14 protein-coding genes are annotated in these 15378 nt (G+C 74.1%); 11 read left to right on the top strand and 3 right to left on the bottom strand.

The annotated features are described in order from the left end of the window. The first annotated feature begins 15 nt into the window (after positions 1 to 15). The gene (locus tag F1641_RS16380; protein ID WP_194907353.1) at positions 16 to 390 is read left to right on the top strand and encodes a PH domain-containing protein; all 375 of its coding nucleotides are present in this window, start codon (positions 16 to 18) and stop codon (positions 388 to 390) included. 231 nt (positions 391 to 621) lie between these two features. Here the strand turns inward: F1641_RS16380 and F1641_RS16375 are convergent, their stop codons facing one another. Next, complete coding sequence (locus F1641_RS16375; protein ID WP_194907352.1) at positions 622 to 1635, bottom strand: sugar phosphate isomerase/epimerase; 1014 nt, start codon at positions 1633 to 1635, stop codon at positions 622 to 624. A 40-nt stretch (positions 1636 to 1675) separates the two neighbouring features. Next, positions 1676 to 2872, bottom strand: a complete 1197-nt coding sequence (locus F1641_RS16370; protein WP_194907351.1) for a Gfo/Idh/MocA family protein — start codon at positions 2870 to 2872, stop codon at positions 1676 to 1678. A gap of 86 nt (positions 2873 to 2958) precedes the next feature. Here F1641_RS16370 and F1641_RS16365 point away from each other — a divergent pair, with 86 nt between their 5' ends. From F1641_RS16365 to F1641_RS16355, 3 genes are read left to right on the top strand one after another with little or no spacing between them, the layout of a single operon-like run. After that, entirely contained in the window at positions 2959 to 3966 is a 1008-nt protein-coding gene (locus F1641_RS16365) for a LacI family DNA-binding transcriptional regulator (RefSeq protein WP_206691322.1), read from the top strand. 10 nt (positions 3967 to 3976) lie between these two features. After that, positions 3977 to 4771, top strand: a complete 795-nt coding sequence (locus F1641_RS16360) for a TIM barrel protein (protein ID WP_375541507.1) — start codon at positions 3977 to 3979, stop codon at positions 4769 to 4771. 41 nt (positions 4772 to 4812) lie between these two features. After that, positions 4813 to 5745: an aldo/keto reductase gene (locus tag F1641_RS16355; protein ID WP_194907350.1), complete on the top strand. Its 933-nt coding sequence runs from the start codon at positions 4813 to 4815 to the stop codon at positions 5743 to 5745. Positions 5746 to 5754: 9 nt separating this feature from the next. Here F1641_RS16355 and F1641_RS16350 read toward each other — a convergent pair whose 3' ends face one another. Further along, positions 5755 to 6534: a GntR family transcriptional regulator gene (locus F1641_RS16350; protein ID WP_194907349.1), complete on the bottom strand. Its 780-nt coding sequence runs from the start codon at positions 6532 to 6534 to the stop codon at positions 5755 to 5757. Positions 6535 to 6732: 198 nt separating this feature from the next. On the opposite strand from F1641_RS16350, the gene iolC reads away from it, so the two are divergent. From iolC to F1641_RS16315, 7 genes are all read left to right on the top strand, one after another. Then, a complete protein-coding gene (iolC, locus tag F1641_RS16345) occupies positions 6733 to 7725 on the top strand; it encodes a 5-dehydro-2-deoxygluconokinase (RefSeq protein WP_194907348.1) in 993 nt (330 codons plus the stop codon). Beyond that, entirely contained in the window at positions 7718 to 8668 is a 951-nt protein-coding gene (locus tag F1641_RS16340; RefSeq protein ID WP_309225662.1) for a deoxyribose-phosphate aldolase, read from the top strand. Before iolC ends, F1641_RS16340 begins: the two co-directional genes overlap by 8 nt. A 28-nt stretch (positions 8669 to 8696) precedes the next feature. Next, positions 8697 to 9821, top strand: coding sequence for a transaldolase family protein (locus F1641_RS16335; protein ID WP_194907347.1), 1125 nt, complete (start codon positions 8697 to 8699; stop codon positions 9819 to 9821). Further along, the gene (gene iolB, locus F1641_RS16330; protein ID WP_194907345.1) at positions 9818 to 10747 is read left to right on the top strand and encodes a 5-deoxy-glucuronate isomerase; all 930 of its coding nucleotides are present in this window, start codon (positions 9818 to 9820) and stop codon (positions 10745 to 10747) included. Before F1641_RS16335 ends, iolB begins: the two co-directional genes overlap by 4 nt. Next, positions 10744 to 12699, top strand: coding sequence for a 3D-(3,5/4)-trihydroxycyclohexane-1,2-dione acylhydrolase (decyclizing) (gene iolD / locus F1641_RS16325; protein WP_194907344.1), 1956 nt, complete (start codon positions 10744 to 10746; stop codon positions 12697 to 12699). The genes iolB and iolD overlap by 4 nt, the downstream gene beginning before the upstream one ends. Positions 12700 to 12710: 11 nt before the next feature. Next, on the top strand, positions 12711 to 14216 hold the full coding sequence (locus F1641_RS16320; protein WP_194907342.1) for a CoA-acylating methylmalonate-semialdehyde dehydrogenase: 1506 nt from the start codon (positions 12711 to 12713) through the stop codon (positions 14214 to 14216). A gap of 108 nt (positions 14217 to 14324) precedes the next feature. Then, the gene (locus F1641_RS16315; RefSeq protein WP_194907340.1) at positions 14325 to 15347 is read left to right on the top strand and encodes a Gfo/Idh/MocA family protein; all 1023 of its coding nucleotides are present in this window, start codon (positions 14325 to 14327) and stop codon (positions 15345 to 15347) included. Positions 15348 to 15378 lie beyond the last annotated feature (31 nt).

Genomic DNA, 15378 nt, shown 5'->3' with positions numbered 1-15378 from the left:
ACCTACCGTGGCGGGGTGATCGAGCTCACCAACGGGTCCATCGTGAGGCTGGGGGCGGTGGACCCCGCCGAGGTGGTCGACGGGGTCCACGACCTCCTGGTGCCCGGTGAGCAGGTGCTCCGGGCCTTCAAGGGGATCCGCGACTTCGTGGTGTTCACCGACAAGCGGCTGGTCGTCGTCGACGTCCAGGGGCTCACGGGCAGGAAGCGCGACTTCACGTCGCTGCCGTACTCCCGGGTGCAGGCGTTCAGCGTGGAGACCGCCGGCACCTTGGACCTCGACGCCGAGCTCGACCTGTGGTTCAGCGGGCTCGGCAACGTGCGCCTGGAGTTCCGACCCCAGGTCGACGTGCGGGAGCTGGCCCGGCTCATCGCCGCTCGCGTGCTGTGAGCGGGCGCTGAGCCGGACCCAGCTCCCTCGAACAGCTTCGGACAGGGCGTGAGCAGGTCTTGGCGATCGGTGGGCCGTCGAGGCGACAGGAGCCCGTCGATCGCCGAGATCTGCACGCCCGCTGGTGCGGCCGGCCCCGTGGTGGGTGCCCGAGGTGCCGTTGTGGCGCTCAGGCCCTTGATCGTCGCGGCTGGAGCGGCTGGAGCGGCTCTGGTGGCGCGGGTGTCACCGTCAGACCCCGGCGGCTGCGCGCGCCTGCGCCAGGGAGGACGCCGCCACCTGCAGGCCCTCGATGCGGCCGAGCGCGGTGTCCTCGTGCTCGATGTTGACCTTCATGTCCGGGTCGACCTCGTGCAGCGCCCGCAGGAACTCGGCCCAGAAGTCGACGCCGTGGCCGTTGCCGACGGCGACGAAGTCCCACGCGGAGTCGGTCGGCCACTCGTTGACGTAGTGCTCGCCGTCGGTGCCCGGGCCGGTGCCGAGGCCCGTGCGGGCCTCGTCGGGGCGCAGGCGGCGGAACCTGTCGTCGAGCACGCCGTGGACGGCGGCCGCGGGGTTGATCCGCACGTCCTTGGCGGCGGCGTGGCGGACCAGCGACCCCAGGTGACGGGTGGCCGCGACCGGGTCGATCTGCTGCCAGAACAGGTGCGAGGGGTCCATCTCGGCGCCCACGTGCGTGGCCCCCGTCTGCTCGACCAGCCGCTCCAGCGTGGAGGGGTTGAAGACGAGGTTCTGCGGGTGCATCTCGATGCAGAGGTGGACCCCGGCGTCGGCGGCGCGGCGGTCGAGCTCGCGCCAGTACGGCACGGCGAGCGACCACTGGTGCTCGAGGGCGTCGAGCCAGGAGGAGTCCCAGGGGTTGACGATCCACGTGGGGGCGACGGCACCGGGCGCGCCCTCCGGCAGGCCGGACATGCAGACCACCCGGGTCTGCCCGAGCCGGCGCGCCAGCTCGATGGAGCGCACGAGGTCGCCCGAGTGCTTGGCGCGCACGGCGGGGTTCACGTGGAGCGCGTTGCCGTTGACGTTGAGCCCGTTGAGGTGGACGCCGGCCTCCTCGAAGAGGCCGAGGTACTCGTCGCGGGCGTCGTCCGAGCTCAGGACCGCGTCGACGGGCAGGTGCGGCGTGCCGATGAAGCCACCGGCGTTCACCTCCACGCCCTCGAGCCCGAGCTCCTTGGCGGTGGCCAGCGCGGAGCGCAGGTCGCGGTCGTGCAGGACGGCGGTGTAGACGCCGATCTCCATGGTCAGGTCCTTCCGGTGGTCTGGGGCTTCGAGGGAGCGGTCAGCCGACGACGACGTCGGTGCCGGGCGCGGACGCCGCACGGGTGACGGCGTCGAGCACCCGCAGGTTGTGCATGCCGTGGCCCAGCGGGAGCAGGGGCGGCGTGTCACCCGTCCCGGCGACCTGCTCCAGGAACGCCCGGCACTGGAAGGTGAAGAAGTCGTTCTGGCCGTGGCCGACCGAGGGGAAGTCCATCGCCAGGCCGCCCGCGACGTAGGGGTGGTCGGGGCCGACCAGCACCTGGCGGTAGCCGCCCAGGCCGGCCGGGGCGGAGTCGTCGGAGACCAGCAGCTCGGCGGGGCGCTCGAGGTCGAACACCGCGGCCCCGCGGTCGCAGAACACCGAGAAGCCGAGGCCGTTGGCGTGGCCGTGGGAGATGCGCGACGCGGTCAGGGTCGCCGACGCCCCCGAGGCGAGGGTGGCGGTGAAGCTGACCAGGTCCTCGTTCTCCACGGGCTCGCGCTCGTCGGAGACGGCGCTCTTCGCGTGCCCGACGACGACGCCGACGGGCTTCGGGCGCGAGGTGGTGACCGTGGTGAACGTCGTCCCGCGCACGGAGGTGACCGGGCCGCCGAGGAACTCGGCGAGGTCGACGAGGTGGCTGCCGATGTCGGCCAGCGCGCCCGAGCCCGGACCGCCGCGGTAGCGCCAGCTCATGGGGGCGTCGGGGTCGACGGCGTAGTCGCACCAGTAGTGGCCGTCGACGTGGCGCAGCTCGCCGATCGACCCGCCGGCCACGAGCCGCTGGACGGCGCCGATGGCGGGGGAGCGGCGGAAGGTGAAGCCGACCCCGGAGACGGAACCGTGCTCGGCGGCGGCGCGCTCGCCGGCGGCCACCATCGCCTCGGCGTCGGCGATCGACGGGGCCAGCGGCTTCTCGCACAGCACGTGCTTGCCGGCGGCCAGCAGGCCCTCGACCACCTCGCGGTGCAGGGAGTTGGCCACGACCACGCTGACGGCGTCGACCTCGGGGTCCTCGGCCACCTCCTGCCAGCTGGTGACGGCCTTCGCGTAGCCCCAGCGGCGGGCGGCGGACTCGGCGAAGGGGGCGTGGGCGTCGGCGACGGCGACCAGGCGCACCTCGGGCAGGCCGCCGCCGTAGAGGGAGCTGGCGGCGCGGTAGCCCGCGACGTGGGCGCGGCCGGCCATGCCGGCGCCGATGACGGCGACGCCGATCGACGAGGGGGTCGAGCTCATGGGGGTGCCTCTCTGCACGGGTGCGCTCTTTAAAGCGCTTTAAGACCCGGCTAGCATCGGGCCGTCCGGTCGATCGCGTCAAGGGGGTGGCAGGAGTGGCCGAGCAGCGGCGCCCGACCCTCGCCGACGTCGCCTCCCGCGCCGGCGTCTCGCCCGGCACCGCCTCGCTCGCCCTGCGCGGAGCGCCCGGTCCGAGCGCCGCCTCCGCCGAGCGCGTCCGCGCCGCCGCGAGCGCCCTCGGCTACCGCGCCGACCGCACCGCCAGCCGGCTCGCCGCCCGCCGCACCCGGCTGCTGGGCGTGACGCTGACCATCCGCAACACCTTCCACGCCGAGCTCGCCGAGGCCCTCCAGGACGCCGCCGAGGACGCCGGGTACCAGGTGCTGCTGCACCCGGTCACCGCCCGTCGCGGTGAGGCGGGCGCCGTCGACGTCCTGCTCGACTCCCGCTGCGAGGCGCTGCTGCTCCTGGGCACCGAGCTGCCGTCGTCACAGCTCGCAGCGCTCGACGCCCACGACCCGGTGGTCCTGGTGGGGCGCCGCGCCCGGGGGCTCGACGTCGTCAGAGCCGACGAGGCGGCCGGCACGGCGCTCGTGGTCGAGCACCTCACGGGGCTCGGGCACACCCGCCTCGCGCACGTCAGCGGCGGCAGCAGCGAGGTCGCCCGCGAGCGCCGCGACGGCTTCCTCGCCGCGGCGCGCGCCCAGGGGCTCGACCCGCTGGTGGTGGAGGGGGCGTTCAGCGAGGACGCCGGCGCCGCGGCGGCCGCGGAGGTGCTCGCTGCGGGAGCCACGGGGGTGTTCGCGGCCAACGACCGCGTGGCCGTCGGCCTCCTCGACGCCGCTCGCTCGGCGGGTCTGCGAGGGGGCGCAGCCCTCTCGGTGGTCGGCTACGACGACAGCCCCCTCGCCCGGCTCGGGCACGTCCGGCTGACGTCCGTCAGCCAGGACCCGGCGGCGCTCGCGGCGGCCGCGGTGCGGACCGCCGTCGAGAGGCTGGACGGCGGCCGGGAGGATCCCGTCGACGTCGTCCTCACCCCCCGCCTGGTGGTGCGCGGCTCGACGGGCCGGCTCGACGGCGGTGGACCTGCATGATCACGAGGGAGTGGTGGCGATGAGGCTCGCGGTGTGCGCGGAGATGGTGCTGCTGGACCTGCCGTTCGAGCAGCGGGTGCGGCGCCTGACCGAGCTCGGCTACGGCGTCGTGCTCTGGGACTGGCGCGCCAAGGACGTCGACGCGCTCGCGGCCCTGCGCGGCGGCGGCACCTGGTACTCCTCGATGACCGGGTACGCCGAGGGCACCCTGGCCGACGAGGACGGGGCTGAGCGGCTGCTCGCCACCGCCAAGGACGCGCTGGCGGTTGCCGAGCGGCTCGGGGTGGAGCGCCTCAACGTGCATGGCACCGGCCTGGACGGCAAGGGCCTGCCCGTGGTCGCCGTCGACTCCGGCGGAGCCACCCCGGCGATGTGGCTGCGCGCGGCGAAGACCCTGGAGGCGCTGGCCGCGCTGGGGGAGGCCCACCAGCAGGTCTTCGTGCTCGAGAACCTCAACACCGCCGTCGACCACCCCGGGGTGCCGTTCGCCAGGGCCGCCGACACGATCGCGCTGGTCGAGGCCGTCGGCTCGCCGTGGCTGAGGCTGAACCTCGACCTGTACCACGCGCAGATCGGCGAGGGGAACCTCGTGGAGCTCGTGGAGCGGGCGCTGCCGTGGGTGGGTGAGGTCCAGGTCGCCGACGTGCCCGGCCGCTGCCAGCCGGGCACCGGCGAGGTCCACTACCCCGCGGTCGCCACGGCGCTGGACCGGCTCGGCTACGACGGCGTCGTGGCCCTGGAGGCCTTCGCCCGCGGCGACGACGAGGCGGCCCTGGAAGACTTCCGCCGCGCCTTCACGGTCTGACCGACGAGCGCCCCCACCAGCCCGACGGACGGAGCAGTCCCGTGCAGCACTCACCCCTCGGACCCACCGGCCTGCAGGTCTCGCAGGTGGCGCTCGGCACCGCGCCCCTGGGCAGCGGCCTCTTCGGCGACTGCGACGAGCAGCAGGCCGAGCGCGTGGTCCACGAGGCCCTCGACCTCGGGATCACCCTCGTCGACACCTCGCCCTACTACGGCGACGCCGAGGAGCGGCTCGGCCGCGCGCTCCGCGGAGGACGCCGCGACCGGGTGGTGCTGGCCACCAAGGCCGGCCGCTACGGCGGCGACGACTTCGACTTCTCCGCCTCCCGGATCCGGAGCAGCCTGCAGCGCAGCCTCGACCTGCTGCAGACCGACCACGTCGACGTCTTCCAGCTGCACGACGTCGAGTTCGTGCCGCTGGAGCAGATCCGCGAGGTCGCCGTGCCGGCGCTGCTCGCGCTGCGCGAGGAGGGCCTGGTCCGCGCCGTCGGCGTCACCGGGTACCCCGTCGAGACCATCTGCGCGCTGGTGGAGGAGTTCGACCTCGACGTCGTGCTGACGTACGCGCACGCCACCCTGCTCGACGACTCGCTGCAGACGCGGGTGCTCCCGGTGGCGGAGGCGAACGGCACCGCCGTGATGAACGCCGCCGCGGTCTCGCTCGGGCTGCTCACGCCGAACGGCGGCTCGATGGCCGCCGACCACCCCGCGACCCCGGTGATCCGCGAGGCAGCCGCCGCCGTGGTGGCCCTGTGCGAGCGCGAGGGGGTCGACGTCGCCCGGCTCGCCAACCAGTACTCGATCCAGTGCAGCGGCGCCGCGACCACGGTCATCGGCACCCGGAAGCCCGCGAACGTCCGCGCCGCCGTCGAGGCCGCGAGCGAGCCGGTCGACGAGGACCTGCTCGCCGCGGTGCTCGCGCTGCGCCCCCCGGCTGACCAGCGGACCTGGCCCGCCGGGGGCTGGAAGGGCTGACCCGCTGCGTCAGCGGTCGACGAGGGTGGTCTCGAAGGCGTACCGCGACGCGCGGTAGACGTGGTCGCCCAGCTCGATGACGGTGCCGGCGTCGTCGTAGGCGGTGCGGTGCATGGTCACCAGAGCCGCGCGCGGCCGCTCGTCGAGCAGGCGCGCCTCGGCCGCCGTGGCGAGGCGGGCCCCGACGCTCTGCCGGGCCACGCGGAACTGCACGCCGCGGGCGCGCATCACCTCGTACAGCCCCTCGGTCTCCAGCTGCTCGCGCGTGGGGGCCGTGGCGGCGGGGATGTGGTTGGTCAGGATGGCGAGCGGCTCGTCGTCGGCGAGGCGCAGCCGGCGCACGGTGACGACCGGCGTGCCGGGGGCGATCCCGAGGGCCTCGGCCATGTCGTGGGACGCCGGGGCCTCGTCGTGGTCGAGCACGCGCGTGGTGGACGTGCGCCCGCTGCGGGCGAGGTCGTCGTGGAGGCTGGTCAGCGCCATCGAGCGGTTGACGTGCGGGTGCACCACCTGGGTGCCCACCCCGCGCCGCCGCACCAGGAGGCCCTTGTCGACGAGCTCCTGCAGGGCCTGGCGCATGGTCGGCCGGGAGAGCCCCAGCCGCTCGGCCAGGGCCACCTCGTTCTCCAGGCGCGAGCCCGGGGGGAGCGTGCCGTCGGCGATCGCGCCGCGCAGCAGCTCGGCCAGCTGGTGGTAGAGGGGGACGGGGCTCGACCGGTCGACGCCCCGCGCCAGCAGCGCCGCGAGGTCCGGCACGGCCCCGCGGGGATCTGCGGCGGTCGCGCTCATCGACCCATCATCGCAGGTGGACGGCGGGGTGGGCCAGAGGCGCCGCACCGCCACCACCCGCACGCCCGTCAGGACCGCCGGTCATCCATATGTCAGGACAACACTTGACACGGAGCGGGCGCAGGGAGGAATGTCGGACCCGGCGTCGCAGCCGATGGCTGACCGCCCCCCGACCGCACGACGACGTGGAGGCCCCGCGTGAGCACGCCCGCGCCCAGCGCCCCCGAGGTGCTCGTGGTCGGTCGCTGCGGCGTCGACATCTACCCGCTCCAGACCGGCGTGGGCCTGGAGGACGTCGAGACCTTCGGCAAGTTCCTGGGTGGCAGCGCGGCCAACGTCGCCGTCGCCGCGGCGCGCCTCGGCCGGCGACCGGCCCTGCTCTCGGGCGTCGGCGACGACCCCTTCGGCCGGTACGTCCGCCGCTCCCTGCGCGAGCTCGGCGTCGACGACCGGCACGTCGCCACCGACGCCGCCCACCTCACGCCGGTCACGTTCTGCGAGATCTTCCCGCCCGACGAGTTCCCCATCTGGTTCTACCGCCGCCCCACCACACCGGACCTGCAGCTGGCCACCGCCGACCTCGACCTCGACGCCGTGACCGGCACCGACCTGCTGTGGGTCACGCTCACCGGCCTGTCGGAGGAGCCCAGCCGCAGCGCCCACCACGCGGCGCTCGCGGCCCGCGCCGGTGCGGGTGACGGGACGGGGGAGGGCCGCCACACCGTCCTCGACCTCGACTACCGCGGTGACTTCTGGCCGGGCCACGACGGTCGCTCCGGCGTCGAGGAGGCCCGCGAGCAGGCGCAGCGCGCGCTGCCGGGGGTCACGGTCGCCGTCGGCAACCGCCAGGAGTGCCACGTGGCCACGGGGGAGGACGACGCCGACGCGGCCGCCGACGCGCTGCTCGACCTCGGCGTCGAGCTCGCCATCGTGAAGCAGGGTCCCCGCGGCGTGCTGGGCGCCACCCGCCACGAGCGCGTCGTCGTGCCCGCGACCCCCGTCGACGTCGTCAACGGCCTCGGGGCGGGCGACGCCTTCGGCGGCTCCCTGGTCGACGGCCTGCTCGCGGGGCTGTCGCTCACCGAGCTGCTCACGCGGTGCAACGCCGCGGGCGCGATCGTCGCCTCCCGGCTCGAGTGCTCCACCGCGATGCCCACCCCCGCCGAGATCCAGGAGTTCACCCGTGGCTGACCTCCTGACCCGCCGCGCGCCCGGTGCCGCGAGCGGCATCGCCAGCGCACCGCGCGCCCGCACGTACGCCGAGGTCACCGAGCTGCGCGCCCGCCACCCCGAAGCCGTCGCCGCCGCGCTCGCGGACCGCGTGCGCCGGACCTCCTTCGTCCCCGACGACGGCCGCCTCATGGTCGTGGCCGCCGACCACCCCGCCCGGGGCGCGCTCTCGGCCCGCGGCCGCGCCGACGCCATGGCCAGCCGCACCGAGCTGCTCGACAGGCTGCGCACCGCGCTGGCCCGCCCCGGCGTCGACGGGCTGCTCGCCACCGCCGACATCGCCGAGGACCTGCTGCTCCTCGGCGCCCTGGAGGACAAGGTGGTCATCGCCTCGATGAACCGCGGCGGCCTCGCCGGCTCGGTGTTCGAGATGGACGACCGGATGACCGCCTACGACGTGCCCGGCATCGTCGAGTCGGGCTTCGACGCCGGCAAGATGCTGCTGCGCATCGACCGCGACGACCCGGGCACCGTCTCCACGATGGAGACCTGCGCCAGGGCGGTCACCGAGCTGAACCGCGCCGGCAAGGTCGCCATGGTCGAGCCGTTCCTCAGCAGCCGCAGCAGCTCGGGCGCGGGCGGCGGCAAGGTGGTCAACGACCTCACCCCCGAGGGCGTCATCACCTCCATCCACGTCGGCCAGGGCATCGGCGCCTCCTCGGCCCGCACCTGGCTGAAGCTGCCCGTCGTCGACGACATGGAGCGCGTCATGGAGGCCACCACCCTCCCGACGCTGATCCTCGGCGGAGACCCGGTCGCCGCCCCCGACGCCACCTACGAGACCTGGCGGAAGGCGCTCGCGCTGCCCGCCGTGCGCGGCCTGGTCGTCGGCCGCGCCCTGCTGTTCCCGCCCGACGACGACGTCGCCACCGCCGTCGACACCGCCGTGTCCCTCGTCCGCTGACCCGCTCCAGCACTCCCCAGGAGGAACCATGACCACCACCGCTCCGGCCCCCGCCGGCACCGACGCCGCCACGGGCACCCAGGCCAGCGAGACCGAGCTGCCCACCGCGCTCGCCGCCCGCACCACCCCGACCGCCCTCTGGAACGACTCCGCCGAGATCGGCGAGCTCACGAAGTCGATCGCCTGGGGCGCCGTCGGCGCGACCTGCAACCCGGTCATCGCCCTGGCCGCCATCAACGCCGACGAGCCGCGCTGGACCGCCCGCCTGCGCGAGCTCGCCGCCGAGAACCCGACCGCGGGGGAGTCCGCGCTGGGCTGGATGGTCGTCGAGGAGCTCTCCGTCGAGGCCGCGAAGCTGCTCGAGCCGGCCTTCGAGGCCTCCGGCGGCCGCAACGGCCGCCTGTCGATGCAGACCGACCCCCGCTTCCACCGCGACGCCGCGGCCCTGGCCGACCAGGCCGAGCGCTTCTCGAAGCTCGCGAAGAACATCATCGTCAAGATCCCCGCCACCAAGACGGGCATCGAGGCCATGGAGGAGGCCGCCTACCGCGGCGTCTCCCTCAACGCCACCGTCTCCTTCACCGTGCCGCAGGCGATCGCCGTGGCCGAGGCCATCGAGCGCGGCATGCAGCGCCGTGAGGCCGAGGGCCTGCCCATGCCGGAGTTCGGCCACGTCTGCACGATCATGGGCGGACGCCTCGACGACTGGATGAAGGCCTACGTGGCCAAGAACCGCCTCCTGCTCGACCCGGGCCACCTGGAGTGGGCCGGCGTCGCGGCGCTGAAGAAGGCCCACCACCTCTTCGTCGAGCGCGGCTACCGCGTGCGCATCCTCTCGGCCGCCTTCCGCAACTCCCTCCAGTGGAGCGAGCTGCAGGGCGGCGACCTCGTGGTCTCCCCGCCGTTCGACTGGCAGGCCCGCATCAACGAGAACCGCATCCCCGTGAACCCTCACGCGATCGACGAGCCCGTCGCCTCCGAGCACCTCGAGGCCCTCTCGGCCATCCCCGAGTGGCACCGCGCCTACGACGTCGACGGCATGACCGTCGAGGAGTTCGAGGACTTCGGCGCCACCCGCAAGACGCTGCGCCAGTTCCTCGAGGCCGACGCCCAGCTCGACGCGATCGTGCGCGACGTGCTGGTGGCCCCGTGACCTCGTCGTCGGCTGACCTGCACCTGCGCGCCGGGGCCTCGGCCCGGGGCGCCTGGGACGCCTGGATCACGCCCGAGGTCGCCGGCTGGGGCTGGACGTCGCTGCGCGCCGCCGACCTGGCCCCCGGCCAGGAGCTGGCGCTCGAGACCGGTGACGAGGAGGTCGTCCTCGTCCCGCTGCGCGGCGGCCTGCGCGTCGCTGTCGACAGCCCTGCGGGGGAGTCCGCCGTGTACGAGCTCGCCGGCCGGGCGTCGGTGTTCGCCGGCCCGACCGACGTCCTCTACCTCCCCGCCGGCTCCAAGGCGGTGCTGAGCACGTCTCCGGACGGCGGGGGCGCGCGCGTCGGCGTCCCCGGCGCCGTGACCGGCCAGCTGCCCGACGGCGTCCGCAAGCCCGTGCGGCACATCCCCGTCGACGAGGTCTCCGTCGAGCTGCGCGGCGCGGGCGGCTGCACCCGCGAGGTGCGCAACTTCGCCTCCGCAGACGTCGACGTCGCCAGCAAGCTCGTGGCCGTCGAGGTGGTCACCCCGGGCGGCAACTGGTCGAGCTACCCGCCGCACAAGCACGACGAGACCACCGAGCACGAGAGCGAGCTCGAGGAGGTCTACTACTTCGAGGTGGCCCCCGGGCCGAGCGGCGAGCCCGGGGTCGGCTACCACCGCACCTACTCGACGTCCGACCGCGACGACCGCCAGATCGACCTGCTCGTCGAGGTGCGCGACCGCGACACCGTGCTCGTGCCCCACGGCTGGCACGGGCCCTGCATGGCCGCGCCGGGCAACCACCTGTACTACCTGAACGCGATGGCCGGCCCCGCTGACGACCGCGCCTGGCGGATCGTCGACGATCCGGACCTGGCCTGGGTGCGCTCCACCTGGGCCGACCAGCCCACCGACCCCCGGCTGCCCCTCGGAGACGCCCGATGACCAGCACCACCCGCCTGACGGTCGCGCAGGCGACCGTCAGGTTCCTCGCGAACCAGCACGTCGAGCGCGACGGCGTGCGCACCAAGCTCTTCGCCGGCGCGCTCGGCATCTTCGGCCACGGCAACGTGGCCGGCCTCGGCCAGGCGCTGCTGCAGGACGAGCTCGAGGCCCTCGAGGCCGGTCGTGAGCCCGGCCTGCCCTACGTGCTCGGCCGCAACGAGCAGGCGATGGTGCACACCGCGGTGGCCTACGCCCGCGCCAAGGACCGCCTGCAGACCTGGGCGATCACCGCTTCGGTGGGCCCCGGCTCCACCAACATGCTCACCGGTGCGGCGCTGGCCACCATCAACCGCCTCCCGGTGCTGCTGCTGCCCGCCGACACCTTCGCCACCCGCTCGGCCGGCCCGCTGCTGCAGGAGCTCGAGCTCCCGGCCTCGGGCGACGTGACGGTCAACGACGCCTTCCGCCCGCTGTCGCGCTACTTCGACAGGGTCTGGCGCCCCGAGCAGCTGCCGGGCGCGCTGCTCGGCGCGATCCGCGTCCTCACCGACCCTGCCGAGACCGGTGCTGTCACGGTCTGCTTCCCGCAGGACGTCCAGGCCGAGGCCCACGACTGGGACGAGGACCTCTTCGCCGAGCGCACCTGGCACGTCGGTCGCCCGCTGCCCGAGCGCGCCGCGCTCGCCCGGGCCGTCGAGGTCATCCGGTCGGCGAAGAACCCGCTGCTCATCGCGGGCGGCGGCGTCCACTACTCCGGCGCGCAGGCCGCGCTGGCGGCCCTCGCCGAGGCCACGGGCATCCCCGTGGGCCAGAGCCAGGCCGGCAAGGGCGCGCTGCCCTTCGACCACCCGCAGTCGGTCGGCGCCATCGGCTCCACGGGGACGACGGCGGCCAACGCCCTCGCCCGCGAGGCCGACGTCGTCATCGGCGTGGGCACCCGCTTCCAGGACTTCACCACGGCCTCGCGCACGGCGTTCCAGGACCCGGACGTGCGGTTCGTGACCCTGAACGTCGCCGCCCTCGACGCCGCGAAGCACTCCGCGGTGTCCGTGGTGGCCGACGCGAAGGAGGGCCTGGAGGCCCTGGCCTCCGCGCTCGACGGGTACGACGTCGGCGACGCCCACCGCGCCCGCACCGCGGAGCTCAAGGCGGCGTGGGACGCGACCGTCGCGTCCGTCTACTCCCGCGACGTCTCCGGGGCGACCACCGGTGATCTGGATGCCCAGCCCGACCAGAACCAGGTGCTCGGCGCCGTCAACGAGCTGTCCGACCCGCGCGACGTCGTCGTGTGCGCCGCCGGCTCCATGCCCGGTGACCTCCACAAGCTCTGGCAGGTCCGCGACGCGAAGGGGTACCACGTCGAGTACGGGTACTCCTGCATGGGCTACGAGGTGGCCGGCGGCATCGGCGTGGCGATGGCGGCGGAGGACGACGCCCGGAACGGCGCCGCGCCCCGCGACGTCTTCGTCATGGTCGGCGACGGCTCCTACCTGATGATGGCCACCGAGCTGGTGACCGCCGTCCAGGAGGGCGTCAAGGTCATCATCGTCCTGGTGCAGAACCACGGCTACGCCTCCATCGGCTCCCTGTCGGAGTCGCTGGGCAGCCAGCGCTTCGGCACCCGCTACCGGGCGCGCACCTCCTCCGGCCGGCTCGACGGCGACTTCCTCCCCGTCGACCTCGCCGCCAACGCTGCCAGCCTCGGCATGCACGTCGTCCGCACGAGCACCCGCAAGGAGCTCGAGGCCGCGATCCTCGACGCCAAGGCGTCCACCGAGTCGACGGTCATCCACGTCGACACCGACCCGTTCGTCGACGCCCCCTCCAGCGAGAGCTGGTGGGACGTGCCGGTCAGCGAGGTCTCGACCCTCGAGAGCACCCAGCGCGCCCGCGGTGCCTACGAGCAGCACAAGGCGCGCCAGCGCCCCTTCCTGAAGCCCTCCGAGAACTGAGGAGCACGACCATGAGCGAGACCGTCCAGCACTGGATCGACGGAGCTGCCACTTCCGGCTCCTCCACCCGCACCGCCGACGTCTTCGACCCCGCCACCGGCGAGGTCTCCCGCCAGGTGGTGCTCGCCGAGCCCGCCGACGTCGAGGCCGCCGTCGCCTCGGCGAAGAAGGCCTTCCCCGCCTGGCGCGACACGTCGCTGGCCAAGCGCACCCAGGTGCTCTTCCGCTTCCGCGAGCTGCTCAACGAGCGCGCCCCGGAGCTCGCCGAGATCATCACCTCCGAGCACGGCAAGGTCGTCTCCGACGCCGCCGGCGAGGTCGCCCGCGGCCAGGAGGTCGTGGAGTTCGCCTGCGGCATCCCCCACCTGCTCAAGGGCGGCTTCACCGAGAACGCCTCCACCAACGTCGACGTGCACTCGGTGCGCCAGCCCCTGGGCGTGACGGCGGTCATCAGCCCGTTCAACTTCCCGGCGATGGTCCCGATGTGGTTCTTCCCCGTCGCGATCGCCACCGGCAACGCCGTCATCCTCAAGCCCTCCGAGAAGGACCCCTCGGCCTCCCTGTTCATCGCGAACCTGTGGAAGGAGGCCGGCCTGCCCGACGGCGTCTTCACCGTGCTGCAGGGCGACAAGGTCTCCGTCGACGGGCTGCTGGACCACCCCGACGTCGCCTCGGTCTCCTTCGTCGGGTCCACCCCGATCGCGAAGTACGTCTACGAGCGCGGCACCGCCAACGGCAAGCGCGTGCAGGCCCTGGGCGGGGCCAAGAACCACATGGTGGTGCTGCCCGACGCCGACCTGGACCTGGCCGCCGACCAGGCCGTCAACGCCGGCTTCGGCTCCGCGGGGGAGCGCTGCATGGCGATCTCGGCGCTGGTGGCCGTGGGCGGCGTCGGTGACGAGCTCGTCGCCAAGATCGCCGACCGCGCCGGCAAGATCCGCACCGGTGACGGCCGCCGCTCCTGCGACATGGGCCCGCTGGTGACCAAGGTCCACCGCGACAAGGTCGCCTCCTACATCGACGTCGCCGCCGGTGACGGCGCCGACGTCGTGGTCGACGGGCGCACCATCACCCCCGACGCCGACGGCTCGGGCTTCTTCCTCGGCCCGACCCTGCTGGACCGGGTGCCCACCTCCTCCAAGGCGTACACCGAGGAGATCTTCGGCCCGGTGCTGAGCGTGCTGCGGGTGGACACCTACACCGAGGCCGTGGACCTGATCAACGCCAACCCCTACGGCAACGGCGTGGCGATCTTCACCAACGACGGCGGCGCCGCGCGGCGCTTCGCCAACGAGATCCAGGTCGGCATGATCGGCGTGAACGTGCCGGTGCCGGTGCCGATGTCGTACTACTCCTTCGGCGGCTGGAAGAACTCGCTGTTCGGTGACACCCACGCCCACGGCACCGAGGGCGTGCACTTCTTCACCCGCGGCAAGGTCGTCACCACGCGCTGGGCGGACCCGGCGGCCACGCAGGCCAGCGCGGGCATCGACCTGGGCTTCCCGACCAACGCCTGACCCGACCGGTACTGACCCCGTGAGGTGGCCAGCGCCCATGATCACCGACGACTGGTCGTGATCATGGGCGCTGGCCACCTCCGTCTCTGATGTGAGGAGCACGAGAGCATGACCGAGCAGCTGTCCGACCTGCGGGTCGCCGTGGTGGGCGTCGGGATGATGGGGGCCGACCACGTGCGGCGCCTGCAGACCCGCACCGCCGGGGCCCGCGCCGTGGTGGTGGCCGACGCCTTCCCCGCCACCGCCGAGAAGGTCGCCGCCGCCTGGGCGGGGGTGCGGGTCGCCGCCGACCCGCTGGCCGCCATCGCCGACGACGAGGTCGACGCCGTCGTCATCGCCACGCCCGGCAACACGCACGAGGAGCTGGTGCGCGCCTGCCTCGAGCACGGCAAGCCGGTGCTGTGCGAGAAGCCGCTGACGACCGACGTCGAGAGCTCGCTGCGCCTCGTCGAGGCCGAGCGCGCGACGGGGCGCCGGCTCATCCAGGTGGGTTTCATGCGCCGCTTCGACCCGGAGTACGCCGCCCTGCGGCGCCTGGTGGAGTCCGACGAGCTCGGCCGCCCGCTGATGCTGCACTGCGCCCACCGCAACGCCTCGGTGCCGCCGTACTTCACCTCCGAGATGGTGGTGCTCGACAGCCTCGTCCACGAGGTCGACTGCACGCGCTTCCTGCTCGGCGAGGAGATCACCGCCATCACGGTGATGCACCCCCGGTCGCGGCGAGGCGCCCCTGACGGCCTGTCCGACCCGACCTTCGCGCTGCTGGAGACCGAGAGCGGCGCGCTGGTCGACGTCGAGGTCAACGTGGCCACCGGCGTCGGCTACGAGGTCCGCACCGAGCTGGTCGCCGAGCGCGGCACCGCGATGATCGGGCTGGAGGGCGGGCCGGTCATCGCCACGGGCACCGCCGGCTCCGCCGCCCGCGGGCGCGCGGTGCCGCCGTCGTTCGTCGAGCGCTTCGAGCTGGCCTACGACCTCGAGTTCCAGGCCTGGGCCGACGCAGCGCGCCGCGGCACGGCCACCGGCCCCACGGCGTGGGACGGCTACGCCGCGACGGCGGTCACCACCGCCGGTGTCGAGGCGCTCCGCTCGGGCCGCCGCACCGAGGTCAGGCTCGCGGCGCGCCCCTGACCTCCCGCCCTCGACCGACGGCGTCCGCTCG

The organism is Quadrisphaera sp. INWT6 (assembly GCF_015390235.1).
GTDB lineage: Bacteria > Actinomycetota > Actinomycetes > Actinomycetales > Quadrisphaeraceae > Quadrisphaera.
Note: the sequence above shows the minus strand (reverse complement) of the source record. Positions and strands in the feature narration are given on the sequence as shown.

What these genes read in the sequence shown, in the direction of transcription:
- F1641_RS16375 (WP_194907352.1), bottom strand. Translation starts at nt 1,635, where the DNA reads ATGGAGATCGGCGTCTACACCGCCGTCCTGCACGACCGCGACCTGCGC.
- F1641_RS16370 (WP_194907351.1), bottom strand. Translation starts at nt 2,872, where the DNA reads ATGAGCTCGACCCCCTCGTCGATCGGCGTCGCCGTCATCGGCGCCGGC.
- F1641_RS16350 (WP_194907349.1), bottom strand. Translation starts at nt 6,534, where the DNA reads ATGAGCGCGACCGCCGCAGATCCCCGCGGGGCCGTGCCGGACCTCGCG.
- F1641_RS16335 (WP_194907347.1), top strand. Translation starts at nt 8,697, where the DNA reads ATGACCACCACCGCTCCGGCCCCCGCCGGCACCGACGCCGCCACGGGC.
- iolD (WP_194907344.1), top strand. Translation starts at nt 10,744, where the DNA reads ATGACCAGCACCACCCGCCTGACGGTCGCGCAGGCGACCGTCAGGTTC.
- F1641_RS16320 (WP_194907342.1), top strand. Translation starts at nt 12,711, where the DNA reads ATGAGCGAGACCGTCCAGCACTGGATCGACGGAGCTGCCACTTCCGGC.
- F1641_RS16315 (WP_194907340.1), top strand. Translation starts at nt 14,325, where the DNA reads ATGACCGAGCAGCTGTCCGACCTGCGGGTCGCCGTGGTGGGCGTCGGG.